This is a genomic window from Ottowia pentelensis, assembly GCF_964341695.1.
This window is the reverse complement of record NZ_OZ224513.1, coordinates 1,393,579-1,411,714: the sequence shown is the minus strand read 5'-3', so window position 1 is coordinate 1,411,714 and position 18,136 is coordinate 1,393,579. Positions and strand designations below refer to the sequence as shown.

The 18,136-nt window shown below is 70.8% G+C and carries 14 protein-coding genes; 9 read left to right on the top strand and 5 right to left on the bottom strand.

All coding sequences use genetic code 11. The features are described from left to right. Positions 1–32: 32 nt before the first annotated feature. From ACWHMB_RS06825 to mltB, 4 genes are all read left to right on the top strand, one after another. The gene (locus tag ACWHMB_RS06825; RefSeq protein ID WP_293226171.1) at positions 33–953 is read left to right on the top strand and encodes an AAA family ATPase; all 921 of its coding nucleotides are present in this window, start codon (positions 33–35) and stop codon (positions 951–953) included. 211 nt (positions 954–1,164) lie between these two features. Beyond that, a complete protein-coding gene (locus ACWHMB_RS06820) occupies positions 1,165–2,175 on the top strand; it encodes a DUF58 domain-containing protein (RefSeq protein WP_377480593.1) in 1,011 nt (336 codons plus the stop codon). Continuing rightward, entirely contained in the window at positions 2,169–4,247 is a 2,079-nt protein-coding gene (locus tag ACWHMB_RS06815; protein WP_377480596.1) for a transglutaminase family protein, read from the top strand. The genes ACWHMB_RS06820 and ACWHMB_RS06815 overlap by 7 nt, the downstream gene beginning before the upstream one ends. Positions 4,248–4,255: 8 nt before the next feature. Further along, a complete protein-coding gene (gene mltB, locus ACWHMB_RS06810; RefSeq protein ID WP_377480599.1) occupies positions 4,256–5,338 on the top strand; it encodes a lytic murein transglycosylase B in 1,083 nt (360 codons plus the stop codon). Between the two features lie 196 nt (positions 5,339–5,534). Here the strand turns inward: mltB and ACWHMB_RS06805 are convergent, their stop codons facing one another. Beyond that, positions 5,535–6,029, bottom strand: a complete 495-nt coding sequence (locus ACWHMB_RS06805) for an NAD(P)H-dependent oxidoreductase (RefSeq protein ID WP_377480603.1) — start codon at positions 6,027–6,029, stop codon at positions 5,535–5,537. After that, positions 6,026–8,521, bottom strand: coding sequence for a DNA internalization-related competence protein ComEC/Rec2 (locus tag ACWHMB_RS06800; protein WP_447648483.1), 2,496 nt, complete (start codon positions 8,519–8,521; stop codon positions 6,026–6,028). Before ACWHMB_RS06800 ends, ACWHMB_RS06805 begins: the two co-directional genes overlap by 4 nt. 123 nt (positions 8,522–8,644) lie before the next feature. Between ACWHMB_RS06800 and ACWHMB_RS06795 the strand changes: the two genes are divergently transcribed. From ACWHMB_RS06795 to ACWHMB_RS06785, 3 genes are all read left to right on the top strand, one after another. Further along, positions 8,645–9,103 carry a RidA family protein gene (locus ACWHMB_RS06795; protein WP_377480608.1) on the top strand — a complete coding sequence of 153 codons (459 nt, stop codon included), beginning with the start codon at positions 8,645–8,647 and terminating at the stop codon, positions 9,101–9,103. 522 nt (positions 9,104–9,625) lie between these two features. Further along, positions 9,626–11,314: a DUF1800 domain-containing protein gene (locus ACWHMB_RS06790; protein ID WP_377480611.1), complete on the top strand. Its 1,689-nt coding sequence runs from the start codon at positions 9,626–9,628 to the stop codon at positions 11,312–11,314. An 11-nt stretch (positions 11,315–11,325) separates the two neighbouring features. Then, positions 11,326–12,720 carry a DUF1501 domain-containing protein gene (locus ACWHMB_RS06785; protein WP_377480614.1) on the top strand — a complete coding sequence of 465 codons (1,395 nt, stop codon included), beginning with the start codon at positions 11,326–11,328 and terminating at the stop codon, positions 12,718–12,720. Positions 12,721–12,816: 96 nt separating this feature from the next. Here ACWHMB_RS06785 and ACWHMB_RS06780 read toward each other — a convergent pair whose 3' ends face one another. From ACWHMB_RS06780 to rmuC, 3 genes are all read right to left on the bottom strand, one after another. Beyond that, positions 12,817–13,227 carry a RidA family protein gene (locus tag ACWHMB_RS06780; RefSeq protein WP_377480616.1) on the bottom strand — a complete coding sequence of 137 codons (411 nt, stop codon included), beginning with the start codon at positions 13,225–13,227 and terminating at the stop codon, positions 12,817–12,819. Between the two features lie 106 nt (positions 13,228–13,333). Beyond that, the gene (locus tag ACWHMB_RS06775) at positions 13,334–14,551 is read right to left on the bottom strand and encodes an MFS transporter (protein WP_377480618.1); all 1,218 of its coding nucleotides are present in this window, start codon (positions 14,549–14,551) and stop codon (positions 13,334–13,336) included. Then, entirely contained in the window at positions 14,548–16,074 is a 1,527-nt protein-coding gene (gene rmuC, locus ACWHMB_RS06770; protein ID WP_447648482.1) for a DNA recombination protein RmuC, read from the bottom strand. Before rmuC ends, ACWHMB_RS06775 begins: the two co-directional genes overlap by 4 nt. 303 nt (positions 16,075–16,377) lie before the next feature. On the opposite strand from rmuC, the gene ACWHMB_RS06765 reads away from it, so the two are divergent. Together ACWHMB_RS06765 and ACWHMB_RS06760 are read left to right on the top strand one after the other, a co-directional pair. Then, the gene (locus ACWHMB_RS06765) at positions 16,378–17,601 is read left to right on the top strand and encodes a pyridoxal phosphate-dependent aminotransferase (protein ID WP_377480620.1); all 1,224 of its coding nucleotides are present in this window, start codon (positions 16,378–16,380) and stop codon (positions 17,599–17,601) included. 16 nt (positions 17,602–17,617) lie between these two features. Then, on the top strand, positions 17,618–18,004 hold the full coding sequence (locus ACWHMB_RS06760) for a RidA family protein (RefSeq protein ID WP_293224056.1): 387 nt from the start codon (positions 17,618–17,620) through the stop codon (positions 18,002–18,004). The last annotated feature ends 132 nt before the right edge of the window (positions 18,005–18,136 follow it).

Genomic DNA, 18,136 nt, shown 5'->3' with positions numbered 1-18,136 from the left:
AAACCGGCCTGATTTTCCGGTAACGTCCCGTCATGGACGCAACAAAGAAGATCAAGGCTGTTCTGGATCAGCTTAACACGGTGATGGTGGGCAAAAGCGCCCAGGTGGAGGGCAGCGTGGCCTGCCTGCTGGCGGGCGGGCACCTGCTGATCGAGGACGTGCCGGGCGTGGGCAAGACCACGCTGGCGCACGCGCTGGCGCGCACCTTCGGCCTGGCCTTTTCGCGCGTTCAGTTCACGGCCGACCTGATGCCCAGCGACCTGCTGGGCGTGTCGGTGTACGAGCGCGGCAGCGAATCCTTCGTGTTCCACCCCGGCCCGGTGTTCGCCCAGGTGCTGCTGGCCGACGAGATCAACCGCGCCAGCCCCAAGACGCAAAGCGCGCTGCTGGAGGCCATGGAGGAAAAGCAGGTGACGGTGGAAGGCGCCACGCGCGCGCTGCCGCAGCCGTTTTTCGTCATCGCCACGCAAAACCCGCACGACCAGTTGGGCACCTACGCGCTGCCCGAGTCGCAGCTGGACCGCTTTCTGATGCGCATCTCGCTGGGCTACCCCGAGCGCCGCGCCGAGCGCGAGCTGCTGGCCGGCGAGGGCCGGCGCGAGCGCGCCGACGCGCTGCAGGCCGTGCTGTCGGCGCTGGAGCTGGCCGCGCTGCAGCAGGCCGTGGGCCAGGTGCACGTGGCCGAGCCGCTGCTGGACTACGTGCAGGACCTGATCGCCGCCACGCGCTCGGGCCGCTGGTTCGTGCAGGGCCTGTCGCCGCGCGCCGGCATCGCGCTGCTGCGCGTGGCGCGGGCGCAGGCGCTGATCGCCGGGCGCGACTACGTGGCGCCCGACGACGTGCAAGCCGTGCTGCCCGCCTGCACCGCGCACCGTCTGGTGCCGGTGGGCCAGGCCGGGCGCGGCGCCGTGGAGCAGGTGCGGGCGATGATCGATGCGGTGCCCCTGGCTTGAACTGAGTTGAGATGAACAGCCGAACGCAGAGGACGCAAAGGATTCGCAGAGGACGCAGAAAAGACATTTCAAAAGGCGTTCCGTGAGATGCCAAACCTTCGTAGCGCGCAACACCCATCAAGATATCGCCGACCCACCATGAATGCTTCTGCGTCCTCTGCGTTCGGTATTTCGGATAGGTATCAAAACAATAGCTTCTCCCGCTTTCCCCGTGCCCGCCAACGCCCTGTTTGACCCCGAATCCGCCGCGGCGCCCGCCCTGCCCTGGTGGGCCGCGCGGGCCCGCGCGCGCCAGCGCTGGGCGCGCTGGTGGCAGGCGCGCCAGCCACGCACCGACACGCTTTTGCTGACGCAGCGCAACGTCTACATCCTGCCCACGCGCGCCGGCTGGATGCTGGCCGCGACGCTGGGGGTGCTCTTGATCGGCTCGATCAACTTCCAGCTCAACCTGGGCTACGCGCTGACCTTTCTCTTGGCCGGCTGCGCCGCCGCCGGCATGGTGATCGGGCACAACACGCTGCGCGGGCTGGCGCTGCAGCTGGCGCCGCCCGAGCCGGTGTTTGCCGGGCAGCTGGCGCGCCTGTCGGTCACCCTGGTCAACAACCGGCGCACGCCGCGCCTGGCCGTCGGCGTGGCGCGGCGCGGCACGCGCCAGTGGGCCTGGGCCGACGTGCCGGCGGGCGGCCAGGCGACGGTGGAGGTGGCGTTTCAGCCCGCGCGCCGCGGCCCGCACGCCGTGCCCGCGCTGGTGGCCGAGACGCGCTTTCCGCTCGGCTCGTTTCGCATCTGGGCGCCCTGGCAGCCGGCCGCGCGCGTGCTGGTCTACCCCGCGCCCGAGCCGCAGCCGCCGGCCCTGCCGATCGGCGAGCCGGCGCCCGGCAGCGGCGCCACCAGCGGCGCACGCGCCAGTGGCGAGTTCGACGGCGTGCGCGCCTACCAGCGCGGCGACCCGCTGAAGCTGGTGGTCTGGAAGAAGTACGCCCGCTCGGGCGAGCTGGTCAGCCGCGACACCCAGCTGGTGCAGCGCCACGCGCTGTGGCTGGACTACGCGCGTGCTGGCACGCCGGACGCCGAGGCGCGCCTGTCGCGCCTGGCGGCCTGGGTGCTGGCGGCCGACGCGCAGCAGCTGGACTACGGCCTGCGCCTGCCCGGCGTCGAGATCGCGCCCGACAGCGGCCCCGCGCACCGCCTGCGCTGCCTGGAGGCGCTGGCCACATGCTGAACGCCGCGCCACACGATGCTGCGCCGGGCGCCCGCTGGCTGCCGCGCCTGCAGCAGCTGCCGCGCGAGACGCGCGACACGCTGTTTTTGCTGGCGCTGGTGGGCTGGATCGTGCTGCCGCAGGTGCCCTACCTGCCCGCCTGGTGCTCGGGCCTGGTGGCCGTGGTGCTGCTGTGGCGCGGCACGCTGGCGCTCACGGGGCGGCCGCTGCCGCACCGGGCGTGGCTGATCGGGCTGCTGATCGCCGCCACCGCCGCCACCCGCGTTACCCACGGCGCCCTGCTGGGGCAGGACGCCGGCGTCACCCTGGTGGTGTGCCTGCTGGCGCTCAAGACGCTGGAGCTGCGCGCGCGGCGCGATGCGCTGGTGATTTTTTTTCTGGGCTTCTTCACCCTGCTGACCGGGTTCTTCCACTCGCAGTCGCTGGCGACGGCCGCCGTCATGCTGGTGGGCGTGTGGGGGCTGCTGACGGCCCTGATCAACGCGCACCGCCCGGTCGGCCAGCCGCCCCTGCGCGACTCGGCCGCGCTGGCGCTGCGCATGGCGCTGGCCGGCGCGCCGGTGATGATCGCGCTGTTCGTGTTCTTTCCGCGCTTTGCGCCGCTGTGGGGCGTGCCCTCGGGCGATCCGCGCGGACGCAGCGGGCTGTCCTCCACCATGGAAGTCGGCAAGGTGGCCGCGCTGGCGCTGGACGACGGCGTGGCGCTGCGCGTGCGTTTCGATGGCGCGCCGCCGCCGCAGCGCGAGCTGTACTTTCGCGGCCCGGTGCTGAGCCACTTCGACGGCCGCGAGTGGACCGCGCGTGGCGGTGGCGACGGCTTCGACGTCGCCCTGGGCCCGCCGCCGCGCGACCTGCAGGTGCGCGGCGCGCCGATCGACTACGAGCTGACGCTGGAGCCCAGCGCCGGCCCCTGGCTGCTGACGCTGGACGCCGCGCCCCAGGCGCCGGCGCTGCCGCCCGGCTGGCGCGCGCGCCAGACGCCCGACCTGCAGTGGCTGGCCAACCGCCCCGTCACCGCGCTGCTGCGCTACCGCGCCCAGAGCTGGCCCGAGTTCAGCTACGGCCAGACTGGCTGGGACGGCCGCCTGCCGCGCCAGCTGGGCGCCGAGCTGCAGTTGCCCGCCGGCTACAACCCGCGCACGCTGGCGCTGGCGCGCGAGCTGCGCGCCGCCGCGCCCGAGGGCGGCCCGCAGGCCATCGTGCAGGCCGCGCTGCAGCGCCTGCGCAGCGGCGGCTACAGCTACACGCTGGAGCCGGGCGTGAGCGGGCGCGACAGCGCCGACGAGTTCTGGTTCGACACCAAGGCCGGCTTTTGCGAGCACATCGCCTCGGCCTTCGTGGTGCTGCTGCGCGCCGCCGGCGTGCCGGCGCGCATCGTCACCGGCTTTCAGGGCGGCGAGATGAACGGCCTGGACGGCTACTGGACGGTGCGCAACGCCGACGCCCACGCCTGGACCGAGGTCTGGCTGGCCGGGCGCGGCTGGGTGCGGGTGGACCCCACCGGCGCCGTCATGCCCGGGCGCATCGGCCAGACGCAGCGCCTGCGCCCGCCGCCGGGCCTGGTGGCCGGCGCCATCGACACCTTCAACCCCGACCTGCTGCGCCAGCTGCGCGCCGGCTGGGAGGCCGTCAACAACCGCTGGAACCAGTGGGTGCTGAACTACACCCAGGGCCGCCAGCTCGACCTGCTGCGCGGCCTGGGCTTCGAGCAGCCCAGCTGGGAAGACCTGGGCAAGGTGCTGGCCGGCCTGCTGACGGCCGCCGCCCTGGTCGGCGCCGCCTGGGCGCGCTGGGAGCGCACCCAGCACGACCCCTGGCTGCGCCTGCTGCAGGCCGCGCGCCGGCGCATGCGCGCGGCCGGCATCGCCGCCGCCGACAGCGCGCCGCCGCGCGAGCTGGCGCGCCTGGCCGCGCAGCACAGCCCCTGGCCCGCCGCGCTGCGGGCGCCGCTGGCGCGCTGGCTGCTGGCACTGGAGCGCCAGCGTTATGGGGGATCCGGCTCGCCTGCGGCGCCCTCGCTCGCTACACTGCGGCGAGAGTTCCGCCAGCTGCGCTGGCCCCGTCCGTCCTGATGTCCGCCATGCCACACCCTGGGCCCACCCGCGCCATTTCCCGTCGTGCCGTCACTTCGTTATTGATAGCTGCCGGCGCTTCATGGACGGGGGCCGAAGCCAGAAATCGTTCCAAATCGGCCGGCGCCGCCGAGCCAACGGCCTACCTGCTGCGCGACGACGCCATGCGCTGGGCCGACGAAATGGCCGAGCGCCGCGGCCTGGACGTCGAATGGACGCGCCAGGCCGTCGGCCAGGCGGTATTTCTGCGCCAGGTGCCGCGCCTGATGCTGCCGCCCGCGCGCGGCACGGCCAAGAACTGGCGCGCCTACCGCAGCCGCTTCGTCGAGCCGCTGCGCATCCGCGCCGGCGTGCGCTTCTGGCAGCGCAACCGCAACGCGCTGGCACGTGCGCAGGCCGAGTTCGGCGTGCCGCCCGAGATCGTCGTCGGCATCATCGGTGTCGAGACCATCTACGGCCAGAACATGGGCAACTTCCGCGTCATCGACGCGCTGGCCACGCTGAGCTTCGACTTTCCGCCCGAGCACCCGCGCGCCGCCGAGCGCCAGGCCTACTTCAGCGGCGAGCTGGAGCAATTCTTGAGCCTGTGCCAGCGCAGCGGCATGGCGCCCGCCCAGCCGCTGGGCAGCTACGCCGGCGCCATGGGCCTGCCACAGTTCATGCCGTCCAGCTGGGTCAAGTACGCCATCGACTTCGACGGCGACGGCCAGATCGACCTGTGGGCCAGCGAGCCCGACGCCATCGGCTCGGTGGCCAACTACTTCAAGGGCTACGGCTGGCAAAGCGGCCTGCCCACGCACTACCCCGTCCAGCTGTCGGCCGAGGCCGACCTGGACGCCCTGCTGGCGCCCGACATCCTGCCGAGCTTCAGCCCCGTGCGCTTCGAGGCCCTGGGCGCCGAACTGGACGCCGCCGGCCGCGCCCACGCCGGCCCGCTGGCGCTGATCGAGCTGCAAAACGGCGGCGACGAGCCCAGCTACGTGGCCGGCACGCAGAACTTCTACGTCATCACGCGCTACAACTGGAGCAGCTACTACGCCATGGCGGTGATCGAGCTGGGGCAGGCGGTGGCGCAGGCGCTGGGGCGGTAGGCAACGCCGACAGAACAGCCGAACGCAGAGGACGCAAAGGACTCGCAAAGGACGCAGAAAAATTCATGGTGGGGCGCTTCACCTTGGCACGTGCCCGACGGTGCCGGCGTTCACTTCTTGACAGACCCCTTCAAGAATGTCTTTGTTGCGTCCTCTGCGAATCCTTTGCGTCCTCTGCGTTCGGTATGGAAGACGCTCAAAACACCCCCGCCGCCAAACCCGCCGCCAACCCGGCCCCCAGCTCCGCGCAGCGCGCCAGGTCGTCGGCACCGATGATCTTGGGCGCCAGGATGCGCTCGGGCGTTTGCGCGTGGGTGCACACGATGAGGCTGGGCGCGATTTGCTTCAGGCGCCAGCCGGTGGCGATGCGCTCCAGCTGGCGCAGGGCGTTGCTGCCGTCGCTGCCGGCGCAGAACATGGCGGCGTAGGGCCGGCCGTTGGCCTGGCCCAGCACGGGGTAGTAGCAGCGGTCGAAAAAATCTTTCATCAGCCCGGCCAGCGCCGCCAGATTTTCGGGCGCGGCAAACAGGTAGCCGTCGGCGGCCAGCACGTCGGCGGGGCCGGCGTCCACGGCGCGCAGCAAGCGCACCACCACGCCCTCTTCGGCGCGCGCGGCGGCGGCGGCGGCCTCGGCCATCTGGCGCGTGCCGCCGGTCAGGCTGTGATAGACGATGAGCAGGGTCTTGGTCATGGCGCGGCACTCGGCACCCGATGGTGCCAGTAACGCGCGGCGCTGTCGCGCTGGCACGCCAGCTCGTCCGGGCGGGCGCTGCTCCAGCGCATGGCGCCGCAGGCGGGCGAGGCGCGCACCGGCACACCGCGTTCGGCGTAGCGCGCCAGCACCGGCGGCGCGGGGTGGTGAAAGCGGTTGCGATAGCCGGCCTGGATCAGTGCCAGGCGCGGCTGCACGGCGTCGATGAAGACGGCCGACGACGAGGTGCGGCTGCCGTGGTGCGGCACCAGCAGCACCGTGCTGCGCAGCGGCGTGCCCACCGCCAGCAGCGCCTGCTCCTGCGCCGCCTCGATGTCGCCGGTGAGCAGCGCCAACGCCTGCGGCGTGCTGACGCGGATCACGCAGCTCATGGCATTGCTGCGCCGCGCGGCGGCGGCTTGCGCGGCGTCGGGGTGCAGCACGTCGAAGCGCACGCCGTCCCACTGCCAGCCCTGGCCGGCGCGGCAGGGCGTGCCGGCGGGCAGGCCCTCCAGCACGCGGCCGGGCTCGATCGAGGTGATCAGATCGGCCCGAGGCTGCTGCGCCAGCACGGCCGCCGCGCCGCCCGTGTGGTCGGTGTCGCGGTGGCTCAGCACCAGGGTGTCCAGGCGCTCGCCCAGGGCGCGCAGCAGGGGCGCCAGCACGCGCTGGCCGGCGTCGCTGTCTTCCGAATAGCGCGGGCCGGCGTCGTACAACAGGCTGTGGCGCGCCGTGCGCACCAGCACCGCGCTGCCCTGCCCGACGTCGGCCGCCAGCAGCTCGAACTGGCCGGGCGCCGGCCGCGCCGGCTGCCACAGCAGCAGAGGCAGCAGCAGCGGCACGCCGGCCAGCCGCAGCGCCAGCGGCCAGCGCATGGCCAGCAGCGCGCCGCCAGCCACCGCCAGTGCGCCCAGCGCCAGGGGCAGCGCCGGCACCGACCACTGCGCCCACGGCCAGGTGGCCAGCCATTGCAGCAGCGCCACCAGCGGCTGCAGGGCCAGCGCGGCGGCCTGCCACAAGGCGGGCCAGGCCACGCCCAGCAAGGCCAGCGGCGTGACCACCAGCGTGACCCACGGAATGGCCACCAGATTGGCCGCCAGCCCCACCACCGAGGCCTGGCCGAACAGCAGCAGCGACAGCGGCGTGAGCGCCAGCGTGACCACGCCCTGCTCACGCAGCAATTGAACAAAATGACCGTTGGCGCCCTTGTGACCTGCGCCGGCAGCTCTCGAATCAGTAGCAAACAAGATGCCCACCGCGACGAAGCTGAGCCAGAAGCCCGCCTGCAGCAGCGCCCATGGGTCCAGCGCCAGCACCGCCGCGCCGGCCCACAGCCAGGCCAGCCACCAGGGCCAGCGCAGGCCGGCCACGCGCAGCGCCGTCATGCCGGCCAGCATCAGCACCGTGCGCTGCGCCGGCACGCCCCAGCCGCTGAACAGTGCGTAGGCCGCCGCCAGCGCCACGCCGCCGATCCAGGCCGCGCTGGGCGCCGGCAGCCACAGGCAGGGGTTGGCGCGCCCCCAGCCGCGCCAGCGCGCCGCGCGCCGCCACAGCCAACCCACCGCGCCGGCGGCCAGCCACGCGAACATGGTGATGTGCAGGCCCGAGATGCTCATCAGGTGCGCCACGCCGGTGACGCGAAACAGGTCCCAGTCGCGGTGCTCGATCACGCCCTGGTCGCCCGTCACCAGCGCGGCGACGATGGCCCGCCGGCTGTGCGCGGCGGCGTCGCCCGGCGATTCGGCCCGCGCCAGGATGCGGTCGCGCACGGCCTGGCGCGCGCGCTCGACGCGGTGGCCCACGCCCTCGGCCAGGCGCTGCGGCGGCGCGTCGCGCGGGCCCGCGCGCACGTAGCCGGTGGCGCCGATGCCCTGCTCCCACAGGTACAGCTCGTAGTCGAAGCCGTGCGGGTTGAGCGTGCCGTGCGGCGCCTTCAGACGCGCCTGCAGGCGCCAGCGTTGGCCGGCGCGGATCGGCTCGGGCGGGCCCCTGTCGGCGCGCGCGGCACCGTCGGGCGCGGCGCGGTACCAGGCCAGCTGCACGCGCGGCGGCAGCCTGACCCGTGAACCATCACGCTCGGCCCGTTCGACCTCGAAGACAAAGCGCCAGCCGGTGGCGCCCTGCTGCGGCATGCGGGCGACCACGCCGGTCAGCACCAGATCCGCGCCTTCCAGGTCGGGCGCCAGGGCCTGCGCGGCCACCTGCTGCGCGCGCCAGCCGGCGGCGCCCCAGGCGGCCAGCGCGCCGGCCAGCAGCCAGGCCAGGGGCAGCAGCCGCAGCGCGCCGGCCGCCACGCGCCGCGTTCGCAAGGCCCACGCCGCCAGCCCCGCCAGCAGCAGCGCCAGGGCCAGCGCGCCGCCGTAGACCGCGGGCGCATCCAGCGCGCGCTGCTGCACCTGCACGGCCGTGCCCAGCCAGGCCCCCAGTGGCAAGGCCAGCAGCGCGGCGGCCAGCGGGCGCTGGGCGGCATGCGCGGGCAAGGACGGTGGCACGGCCAATGAATCTCCCTTCCAATGCCCGCATCATGCCGCGCCGCGCGCCGGCCGTTACAGTGGCGTGGTGCGTGCCTGCCGGGCGGGCGCGCCGCATCCTTTCAACACCCTTGAGGGCACACCATGAGCATCGCCGCCAAACTGCAGCAACTGGGCATCACGCTGCCGCCCGTCTCCACCCCCGCCGCGGCCTATGTGCCCTTTGTGCGCAGTGGCAAGCTGGTCTTCTTGTCGGGCCACATCGCGCGCAAGGAGGGCAAGGTCTGGACCGGCAAGCTGGGGGCGAACATGGATACCGCCGAAGGCGCGGAGGCCGCGCGCGCCGTGGCCATCGACCTGATGGGCACGCTGCAGGCCGCGTGCGAGGGCGACCTGGGGCGCGTGCGCCGCATCGTCAAGGTGATGAGCCTGGTCAACTCGACGCTCGACTACACCGAGCAGCACCTGGTCACCAACGGCTGCTCCGAGCTGCTGGGCGAGGTGTTCGGCGACGCCGGCAAGCACGCGCGCAGCGCCTTCGGCGTGGCGCAGATCCCGCTGGGCGCGTGCGTGGAGATCGAGTTGGTTGCCGAGATCGATTGAGACTGGCGCGCCGCATCGGTCCGATCGCGGGCGCCTGCGCTGTTTGCCCATCCAGCGTTTGTCACGCAATTGCAACCAAACGCCGGCGCGCTCACCCGACAAGCGCTCCTGCAAGAATGGGCACGAGGCAAGGAAAGTCAACGCCGCCGCGGGAAAAGCCCGTTTCCGTAGGCTCGCGCCGCGAATACCCCCACGCTAACGCTTTGTGACCGCCATCGGGGTGGTTGTCGGCATAGTTGAAAGTACACGTGCCTGCCGGGGCGTGCCCGGTTTGACCGGGTGCAGTTCAAACCGCGGCGACATGCTGTCCCGGCTTGCGGCGTCGTCAACGTGCATCTTTGTGTGTGACCGCGGGTTTCGCCTTGTGCAGCCGGCCACTCGAACCCTGCACACAAGGATGCCAACATGACCCTGGAGGTCTCTGAAAGCGCGTGCGCACCGCTGGCAAACCAGCCCGCCGCAACGCCACAGTCCGGCGCGTCGTCATCGACACCGGCCACTGCGACAACGACTGGCCACCCCGTGGCTGGCACCCTCGGCTTGAGCGCCTTGGCTGCGGCGGCCTTGGCGGCCTGCGGCGGCGGCAGCGATGGAGCGGGTGTTGCCGGAAGTCCCGGCAACTTCGACACACCCCCGGCCGCACCCAGCGGCCCCATTTCCCCCGAGCAGGCGGCGCGCTTTCTGCATCAGGCGCAGTTCTCGTCCAGCGACGACGAGATCGCCCAGGTGCGCGCCAAGGGCTACGAGGGCTGGCTGACGGCCCAGATGGCGCAGCCCCCCACCCAGGCGGCCTGGGACTGGCTGATCGCTGGCGGCTACAACGGTACAGGCGCCAACGTTCTCGACAACGATGCCTATGCCGACTACATGGTGTGGTATCAGCTGATGCAATCGAGCGATGCCATGCGCAAGCGCGTGGCGCTGGCGCTGTCGGAGATCATGGTGGTGTCCACCACGCTGATCGAAGGCGAGTCGTGCTCGTTTGCCATGGCCGCGTACTGGGACTTGCTCAATCGCAACGCCTTCGGCAACTTTCGCAAGCTGCTGGGCGAGATCACGCTGAACCCGGCCATGGGCATCTTCCTGAACACGCTGGGCAACCAGAAGGAAGACGCCGCCACCGGTCGCCAGCCGGACGAGAACTATGGGCGCGAGGTGATGCAGCTGTTCACCATCGGGCTGATCCAGCTGAACATGGACGGAACGCCGCGCCTGGGCGCCAACGGCCGCCCGCTTGAAACCTACGGCCAGGACGACGTGAGCAACCTGGCGCGCGTGTTCACCGGCTATGTGCTGGACCCGACGGGCCACGTCAAAGGCACCAAGCCCGAGCGCTATCGCAATCCCATGATCGTCAAGGCCGCCCAGCACTCCACGCTGGACGTCACCTTCCTGGGCACCACCATCGCCGGCAGCACGCCGCCGCAGCAAAAGCTGGACAAGGCGCTCGACACCTTGTTCAACCACCCCAACACCGCCCCCTTCATCGGCCGGCAACTCATCCAGCGCCTGGTGACCAGCGCGCCCAGCCCGGCCTACGTGGGGCGGGTGGCCGCCGCCTTTGCCAACAACGGCGCCGGCGTGCGCGGCGACTTGGCCGCCGTCATCAAGGCCATCTTGCTCGATCCCGAGGCACGCCGCGACCCGGCGCAGGCGCCAGCCACCTGGGGCAAGCTGCGCGAGCCCATGATCCGCTGCGTGCAGTGGGCGCGCACCTTCGGCGCCGCCCCGAAAAACGGTGCGCCCTGGATGATCGAAGACCTGTCCGACCCATCCGAGGGCCTGGGCCAGAGCCCGCTGCGCAGCCCCTCGGTGTTCAACTTCTTCCGGCCCGGCTACGTGCCGCCGAACACGGCCCTGGACGCCACCGGCCAGAGCGCGCCGGAGTTCCAGCTCACCAACGAAACCACGGTGGCCGGCTACATCAACTACATGGAAGGCGCCATCGGCGACGGCATGGATGCCGACAAGGGCACCAAGATCTGGGTGCAGAGCTACACGCGCGAGATGGCGCTGGTGAATGACCCCAAAGCCCTGGTGAACCGCCTGAACCTGCTGCTGGCGGCGGGCCAGTTGTCCAGCGCCACGCTTGCCACCATCACCAATGCCATCGCCACCATCGGTACCGGCAGCGCCTACGGCCGCAAGACGCGCATCTGGAGCGCCATCTTGCTGGTCATGAGCTGCCCCGAATACCTCGTTCAAAAGTGAGACGCCACACCATGCATCACCATCATCAGCCGGCGCGCCGCGCCTTCTTGCAGCGCGTGGGCCAACTGGGCGTGGCCGGCGTCGCCACGCCGTGGGCGCTGAACCTGGCGGCCATGGGCGAGGCGGCCGCCTTCACCGCCAATGACTACCGCGCCCTGGTCTGCGTCTTCCTGTACGGCGGCAACGACCACGGCAACACCCTGATTCCAGCGGACGCCACGGGCTACGCCGAATACGCCAAGGTGCGCGGCGGGCTGGCCTTCGCGCGCAGCGCGCTCAATGCCACGCAACTGGCGCCGACACTCAACGGCGGTCGCCAGTACGCGCTGGCGCCCTCGCTGTCCGCGCTCAAGCCGTTCTTCGACGCTGGCCAGCTGGCCGTGCAACTGAACGTCGGCCCCCTGGTGCAGCCCACCACGCTGGCGCAGTACAAGGCGCGCGCCGTGCCGCTGCCGCCCAAGCTGTTCTCGCACAACGACCAGCAGTCGGTGTGGCAAAGCGCCGCCGCCGAGGGCGCGGTGCGTGGCTGGGGCGGCGCCATGGGCGATCTGGCACTGGCGTCCAACGGCCAGTCGCTGTTCACCTGCATGTCGGTGACGGGCAACGCGGTGTTTCTGGCCGGGCGCAACGTCGTGTCCTACCAGATCGGCGCCAGCGGCGCCGTGGCCATCAACGGCGTGGCCATCGAGCCGCTGTACGACTCGCCCGCCTGCCGCGAGGCGCTGCGCACGCTGATCACCCAGGCACGCCCCCAGGTGCTGGAAAACGAATACAACCGCATCACCGCGCGCTCGATCGATTCGCAAAAGACCCTGGCCACGGCGCTGGCCGGCACGCCCAACTTCGACGCGCTGCTGCCCGACAAGGACGCCGCGACGGGACAAAAGCGCGACCTCAACCGCCAGCTCAAGATGGTCGCGCGCCTGATTGCGGCCGGTCGTGGCATGGGCATCAAGCGGCAGGTGTTCATGGTCTCGCTGGGCGGCTTCGACACGCACGACAACCTGAAGGAGCGCCACCCGGCGCTGCTGCAGCAGGTCGGCGACGCCATGGCGGGCTTCCAGCGCTCGATCGACAGCATGGGCATGGGCGCGGGGGTGACCACCTTCACCGCCTCGGACTTCGGGCGCACGCTGAGCTCCAACGGCGATGGCTCCGACCACGGCTGGGGCGCCTATCACTTCGTGCTGGGCGGTGCCGTCAAGGGCGGCGCCTATTACGGCAGCGCACCGCAGATCGCGCTGGGCGGGCCCGAGGACACCGGCCAGGGACGGCTGCTGCCCACCACCTCGGTCGATCAGTTCGCCGCCACGCTGGGGCGCTGGTTCGGCGTGTCCGACTCCGAGTTGCCGCTGGTGGCCCCCAACATCGCCAACTTCAGCACCCGTAACCTCGGATTCGTTTGATCAGAGAGCCGGCAGCAGCGTGATGATCGCGGCGCGTGCGCCGCATCATCGAAAGAATCGGCCCGCTCAATCCCTGCGCGGATGGATGGCCAGCCATCACCTCGCGGCGGCTACGGCCTTGATCTCGACCAGCAACTCGGGACGAGCCAGCGCGGCCACGCCCAGGATGGTCCAGGCCGAAAACTCGCGCGTGACGTAGCGCTCCTTGATGGCGCGAAACGCCGTCAGTTGCTCGTCGATGCGCACGTGGTAGGTCACCAGCTCGACCAGGTCCTGGAACCCCAAACCCTGTTGCGCCAGGATGGCGTCCAGGCGCTGAAAGGCCAGCTCGGTCTGCTCCTCGGCGCTTTCAGGCACAGTGCCGTCGGGACGGATGCCAACCTGCCCCGCGATGAAGACCAGGCCGCCCGCCTGCACCGCGGGCGAGTACTGAAACAGATCAAAGACCTTGTTGCTGCCGAAGCTCGGGTGATTCTCTGGCAGGCGCAGACGTTGGATGTTGCTCATGATGAATGATGGCTTCAGAAACACGACAGACTGAGCTGCCAAACAGAAAGAAGCAACGCGGGCTTCAGGTACAAGCCGCGGTGGACCGTGCCTGCCACACTGCCCATCACCCCTTCGCCGACCCCAGCTTGCGCAAGCCCGGCACCGTGCGCGCGCCCAGGCCCAGCACGCCGGCCACGATCCAGAACAGGCCGGCTGGGCCAGTGACGGCGCCGATGGAGCCGAACAGCAGCGGCATGGCGAAACTGGACGCGTTCATGGTCAGCGAGCGCAGCGCCATGGCCTCACCCTGGCGCGCGGGCGGCGCGACCTCGTGCAGCAGCGACAGCACCATGGGTTGCACCGCGCCCAGGGTCAGGCCCAGCAGCGCCGAGCACAGCCCCATGCCCCAGGGCCCGCGCGTCCACGGGTAGGCCAGCAGGGCCACCGCCGCCAGCAGGGTGGCGACGTAGATCACCTGCCACTCGGCAAAACGGCGTGCCAGCCAGGGCAGCGCCATGCGCAGCACGGTGGCGGCGATGGCGAAGGCGCCCATCAGCGCGCCGATGACCGACGCCTCCAGGTTGCGCGCGTGGCCCAGCAGCGGCAGCACGAAGGTGTGCGCATCCCAGGCCACGCTTTGCAGCCAGTTGGCGACCAGCACGCGCCGCATCGCGGGCTGGCCCAACAGGTCCCACACCGAGGGGCTGGCGGGCGCGGCCGGCGCCTGCGGCGCCTCGGGCGCGCGGCGCAGCAGCCACCAGCAGGCCAGCGGCAGCACGGCCATCAGCGCAAAGGCGAGGCGGTAGGCGCCCAGGTCGCCCGGCTGCGACCCGGCGTGGTCGATCACCAGGCCCGCCAGCAACGGGCCGACGAAGTTGGCCGCCGCCGGGGCGATGGCGATCCAGCTGAAGGCGCGCTTGCGCTCGCCCGCGTCCTGGGCCGAGCGCCCCACGTGGCGCTGCAGTGCGATCTGCATGGTGTTGGCCGACGCCCCCAGCAGCAGCGCCGACACGCACAGCACGCCGAACACCGGCCACAACGCGGCCAGGGCCGCGCCCAGCACGGCGCCCGCCACCGACAGCGCCAGCGGCAGGTGCAAGCCCTTGCGGTCGGCCAGGCGGCCGGCCGGCAGCGCCAGGAACACCGCCGACAGCGAATACAGCGCCAGCAGCACGCCCACCGCCGCCGCGCTGTAGCCCAGCTTGAGCGCCAGCAGCGGCGCCGCCAGGCGTGCACCCGTCATGGCGCTGTGCTCGCAGATCTGCGCCGCGACCAGGCGCAGCAGCTCGCGGCCGCTCAGCGCCGGCCGCGCGGGGTGTGGGTCGGGTTCGGGCTCGGTCAAGCGGCGCCGCCCCCGCCGTCACCGGGCTCGGGCGGCAGCAGCGCCTGGGTGTCGGCCTCGGGCAGGGCCTCGACCTTCTTGAGCGCGCGGTTCATCATGTTGGTGCGGGTTTGCGCCGCATCCAGCGTCTTGACCACCGACTCGGCCTGGCCCTTGACCTTGGCCACGAAGTCGCCGAACTTGCCGAACTCGGTCTTGACCGCGCCCAGCACCTGCCACACCTCGCTGCTGCGCTTTTCCAGCGCCAGGGTGCGAAAGCCCATCTGCAGGCTGCTCAGCATGGCCAGCAGCGTGGTCGGCCCGGCCAGGGTCACGCGCCAGTCGCGTTGCAGCTGCTCCATCAGGCCGGGGCGGCGCAGCACCTCGGCGTACAGGCCCTCGGTGGGCAGGAACAGGATGGCGAAGTCGGTGGTGTGCGGCGGCTCGATGTACTTGTTGGCGATGCTGCGCGCCTCCAAGCGAATGCGCTGCTCCAGCGCCTTGGCCGCCGCCTCGGCGCCGGCCGCGTCGGCGCGCTGCTGGGCGTCCAGCAGGCGCTCGTAGTCCTCGGTCGGAAACTTGGCGTCGATCGGCAGCCACAGCGGCGCACCCTCGTCGCCGCGCCCGGGCAGGCGAATGGCAAAGTCCACCTTGTTGGCCGAGCCCGGCCGGGTGGCCTGCTGCGCCGCGTACTGGTCGGGCACGAAGACCTGCTCCAGCAGCGCGCCCAGCTGGGTCTCGCCAAAGGTGCCGCGCGTCTTGACGTTGGCCAGCAGGTGCTTCAGGTCGCCCACGCCCTGCGCCAGCGTCTGCATCTCGCCCAGGCCCTTGTGCACCTGCTCCAGGCGCTCGGCCACCTGCTTGAAGCTCTCGCCCAGGCGCTGCTCCAGCGTGGCGTGCAGCTTCTCGTCCACCGTCTGGCGCATCTGGTCGAGCTTGTCGCTGTTGCTGGCCTGCAGCTGCGCCAGCTGCTGCTCCAGCGTGGCGCGCATTTCGCCGATGCGGCGCGCGTTGGCTTCGCTCAGCTGCTGCAGCTGCTCGGCCAGCGTCTGCGACAAGCCGGCGCGCAACTGCGCCAGCTGCTGGGCAAAGGCGTCGATCTGCGCGTTTTGCGTGCGCGTGGTCTCCTGCGCCTGCTGGGTCATCGTCAGGCCCAGGGTCTGCAGCTGCGCCACCAGCGTGTCGCCCAGGCTGCCGCGCAAGTGGGTCAGCTGCTGCGCCAGCGCATCGACCTGCGCGTTCTGCGTGCGCACCGCCTCGGCGCCCTGCGCCGTCACGGCGGTCTGAAAGGCGGCCAGGTTCTGCGCCAGCTCCTGCCGGCTGCTGCGCGCGCCATCGCCCAGCTCCTGGCGCAAGCCACGTTCCAGCCGCTCGCCGTGGCGCGCCGCGGCCTGCTCCACGCTGGCTTGCAACTCCTCGCGCGTGGCCACATCGGCCGGGCGGCGCGGGCGGCGCAGCAGCAGGGCCAGCAGCAGGATCAGGTTCAGCGCCAGCGCGGCCAGCGCCAGCCAAGGCACCCATCCGGGCAGCCAGTTCGTCGTCATGTCACTCCAATTTTGATAGCTATCGGCGCTTAGTATGAACCGGCCAGGGCGCAAAAAGGCTTGAATCCTGGGCATTCGGCCCTGATCGGCCAGGTGCCGAGTGATTTTAGAAGCAGACCCTGCACCGCCGCGGTTGCCGCCGCATTACCGGCCCAACTTCAACAACCGTGGATCACGATAAATCTTAATTTTTGATGCTCATATCAAAAATATATCGCTTTCAGAAATGCTAAATGGCACCTAAAGTTGCCGCCATCGCGTTCGAAATCGCGCGCCCTACGTCCCAACATCCAGAGAAAATTCATGAGCACGATTGCAGAAAAGTTTGCCCGACTATCGACCGACCACGCCCCGGGCCAAGAAGTGCGCCAGAGCGCCGGTGGGCTGGACGCCCTGCTGCGCGGCGAGGCCCTGAAGGGAACGCCCGTCGATTTCTCCCACGGTGACGTCAACCCTTCCGCCTTCGCCCCCACGCCCGGCTCGCTGGAAGAGTTCGTTGCCGGCTTCAAGCGTGGCGGCGAACAGGCGTACACCGAGTACCGCGGCGGCGCCGAGCTGCGCGAGCGTGTGGCGGGGCATCTCGCCACCTTCACCGGCCGCGCGCTGTCCGGCGCCGACGAGCTAATCATCACCCCCGGCACCCAGAGCGCGCTGTTCCTGGCCATCGCCGCGACCGTGAATGCCGGGGACAAGGTGGCCATCGTGCGGCCGGACTACTTCGCGAACCGCAAGCTGGTGGAATTCTCCGGCGGCGAGGTAGTGCCCGTGAGCATGAACTATCTGGATCACACGGATCGCGCGGGGCTCGACCTGAATCAGTTGGAGGAAGCATTCAAGGCAGGCGTCAAGACCTTTCTGTTCTCCAACCCGAACAACCCCGCGGGTGTCATCTACTCCAAGCAAGAGATCGAGCAGATCGCAGCGCTGGCCAACCGCTATGGCGCCACCGTCATCGTGGACCAGCTGTATTCGCGGCTGCTCTACAGCGGCTCGTCGTACACGCACCTGCGCGCCTCGGCGATCAACGCCGACAACGTGGTGACCATCATGGGGCCCTCCAAGACCGAATCGCTCAGCGGCTACCGCCTGGGCGTGGCCTTCGGCCCCAAGGTCCTGATCGACCGCATGGAAAAGCTCCAGGCCATCGTGTCGCTGCGCGCGCCCGGCTACTGCCAGGCGGTTTTGCGCACCTGGTTCGAGGAGCCCGCAGGCTGGATGCAGGAGCGCATCGCCCAGCACCAGGCGATCCGCGATGACCTGCTGAAGGTTTTCCGCACCGTCGATGGCCTGGCCGTAAGGGCGCCCGAGGCGGGCAGCTACCTGTTCCCGCGCCTGCCGGCGATGTCGCTGTCGCAGCACGACTTCGTGCGCGTCCTGCGCCAGCAGGCCAGCGTGACCGTGACGCCCGGCACCGAGTTCAGCCCGCATGCGACGGACAGCGTGCGCCTGAACTTCTCGCAAAACCACGCGGCAGCCGTGCAGGCGGTGGAGCGCATGGTGCAGCTGATCCAGCGCTACCGCGCCTGATCGGGAGCAAGCCACCATGACCACACGCAAGGCCTTCTCCAGCGACAAAACCCCGCCGCCGGCGGGCACCTACAGCGTCGCCATGCAGGCGCAGGGCCTCGTCTTTCTCTCGGGACAGACCCCGCGCGATGTGAACAACGTGCGCCACGGAGACAAGCCCTTCGAGTTCCAGGTGCGCATGGCCCTGGACAACCTCGAAGCGGCCGCCAACGCCGCGGGCCTGTCCCTGAAGGACGCCGTGAAGGTGGGCGTGTTCCTCAGGAACCCCGCCGACGCCAAGGCGTTTGACGCCATCTACGCCGAGTACGTCGGCGACCCGCCGCCCGCGCGCACGCTCACGCAATCGAACTTCGCCGGCTTCGACATCGAGGTCGACGCCGTGCTGCTCGCCAAAAACGGCTGACGGCAGCCCTTGCCAGCCCGGGGCCGCAGGGCACCGAGCGCAAGTCAATTCTCTGTTTCGCTTCCAGACCCCTCCGGCAACGCGATGAATGGTCTTCATCGGCCGCGCCGGATTCACTTTCGCCACCCCCAA

What these genes read in the sequence shown, in the direction of transcription:
- ACWHMB_RS06825 (WP_293226171.1), top strand. Translation starts at nt 33, where the DNA reads ATGGACGCAACAAAGAAGATCAAGGCTGTTCTGGATCAGCTTAACACG.
- ACWHMB_RS06815 (WP_377480596.1), top strand. Translation starts at nt 2,169, where the DNA reads ATGCTGAACGCCGCGCCACACGATGCTGCGCCGGGCGCCCGCTGGCTG.
- mltB (WP_377480599.1), top strand. Translation starts at nt 4,256, where the DNA reads ATGCCACACCCTGGGCCCACCCGCGCCATTTCCCGTCGTGCCGTCACT.
- ACWHMB_RS06805 (WP_377480603.1), bottom strand. Translation starts at nt 6,029, where the DNA reads ATGACCAAGACCCTGCTCATCGTCTATCACAGCCTGACCGGCGGCACG.
- ACWHMB_RS06795 (WP_377480608.1), top strand. Translation starts at nt 8,645, where the DNA reads ATGAGCATCGCCGCCAAACTGCAGCAACTGGGCATCACGCTGCCGCCC.
- ACWHMB_RS06785 (WP_377480614.1), top strand. Translation starts at nt 11,326, where the DNA reads ATGCATCACCATCATCAGCCGGCGCGCCGCGCCTTCTTGCAGCGCGTG.
- ACWHMB_RS06780 (WP_377480616.1), bottom strand. Translation starts at nt 13,227, where the DNA reads ATGAGCAACATCCAACGTCTGCGCCTGCCAGAGAATCACCCGAGCTTC.
- rmuC (WP_447648482.1), bottom strand. Translation starts at nt 16,074, where the DNA reads ATGACGACGAACTGGCTGCCCGGATGGGTGCCTTGGCTGGCGCTGGCC.
- ACWHMB_RS06765 (WP_377480620.1), top strand. Translation starts at nt 16,378, where the DNA reads ATGAGCACGATTGCAGAAAAGTTTGCCCGACTATCGACCGACCACGCC.
- ACWHMB_RS06760 (WP_293224056.1), top strand. Translation starts at nt 17,618, where the DNA reads ATGACCACACGCAAGGCCTTCTCCAGCGACAAAACCCCGCCGCCGGCG.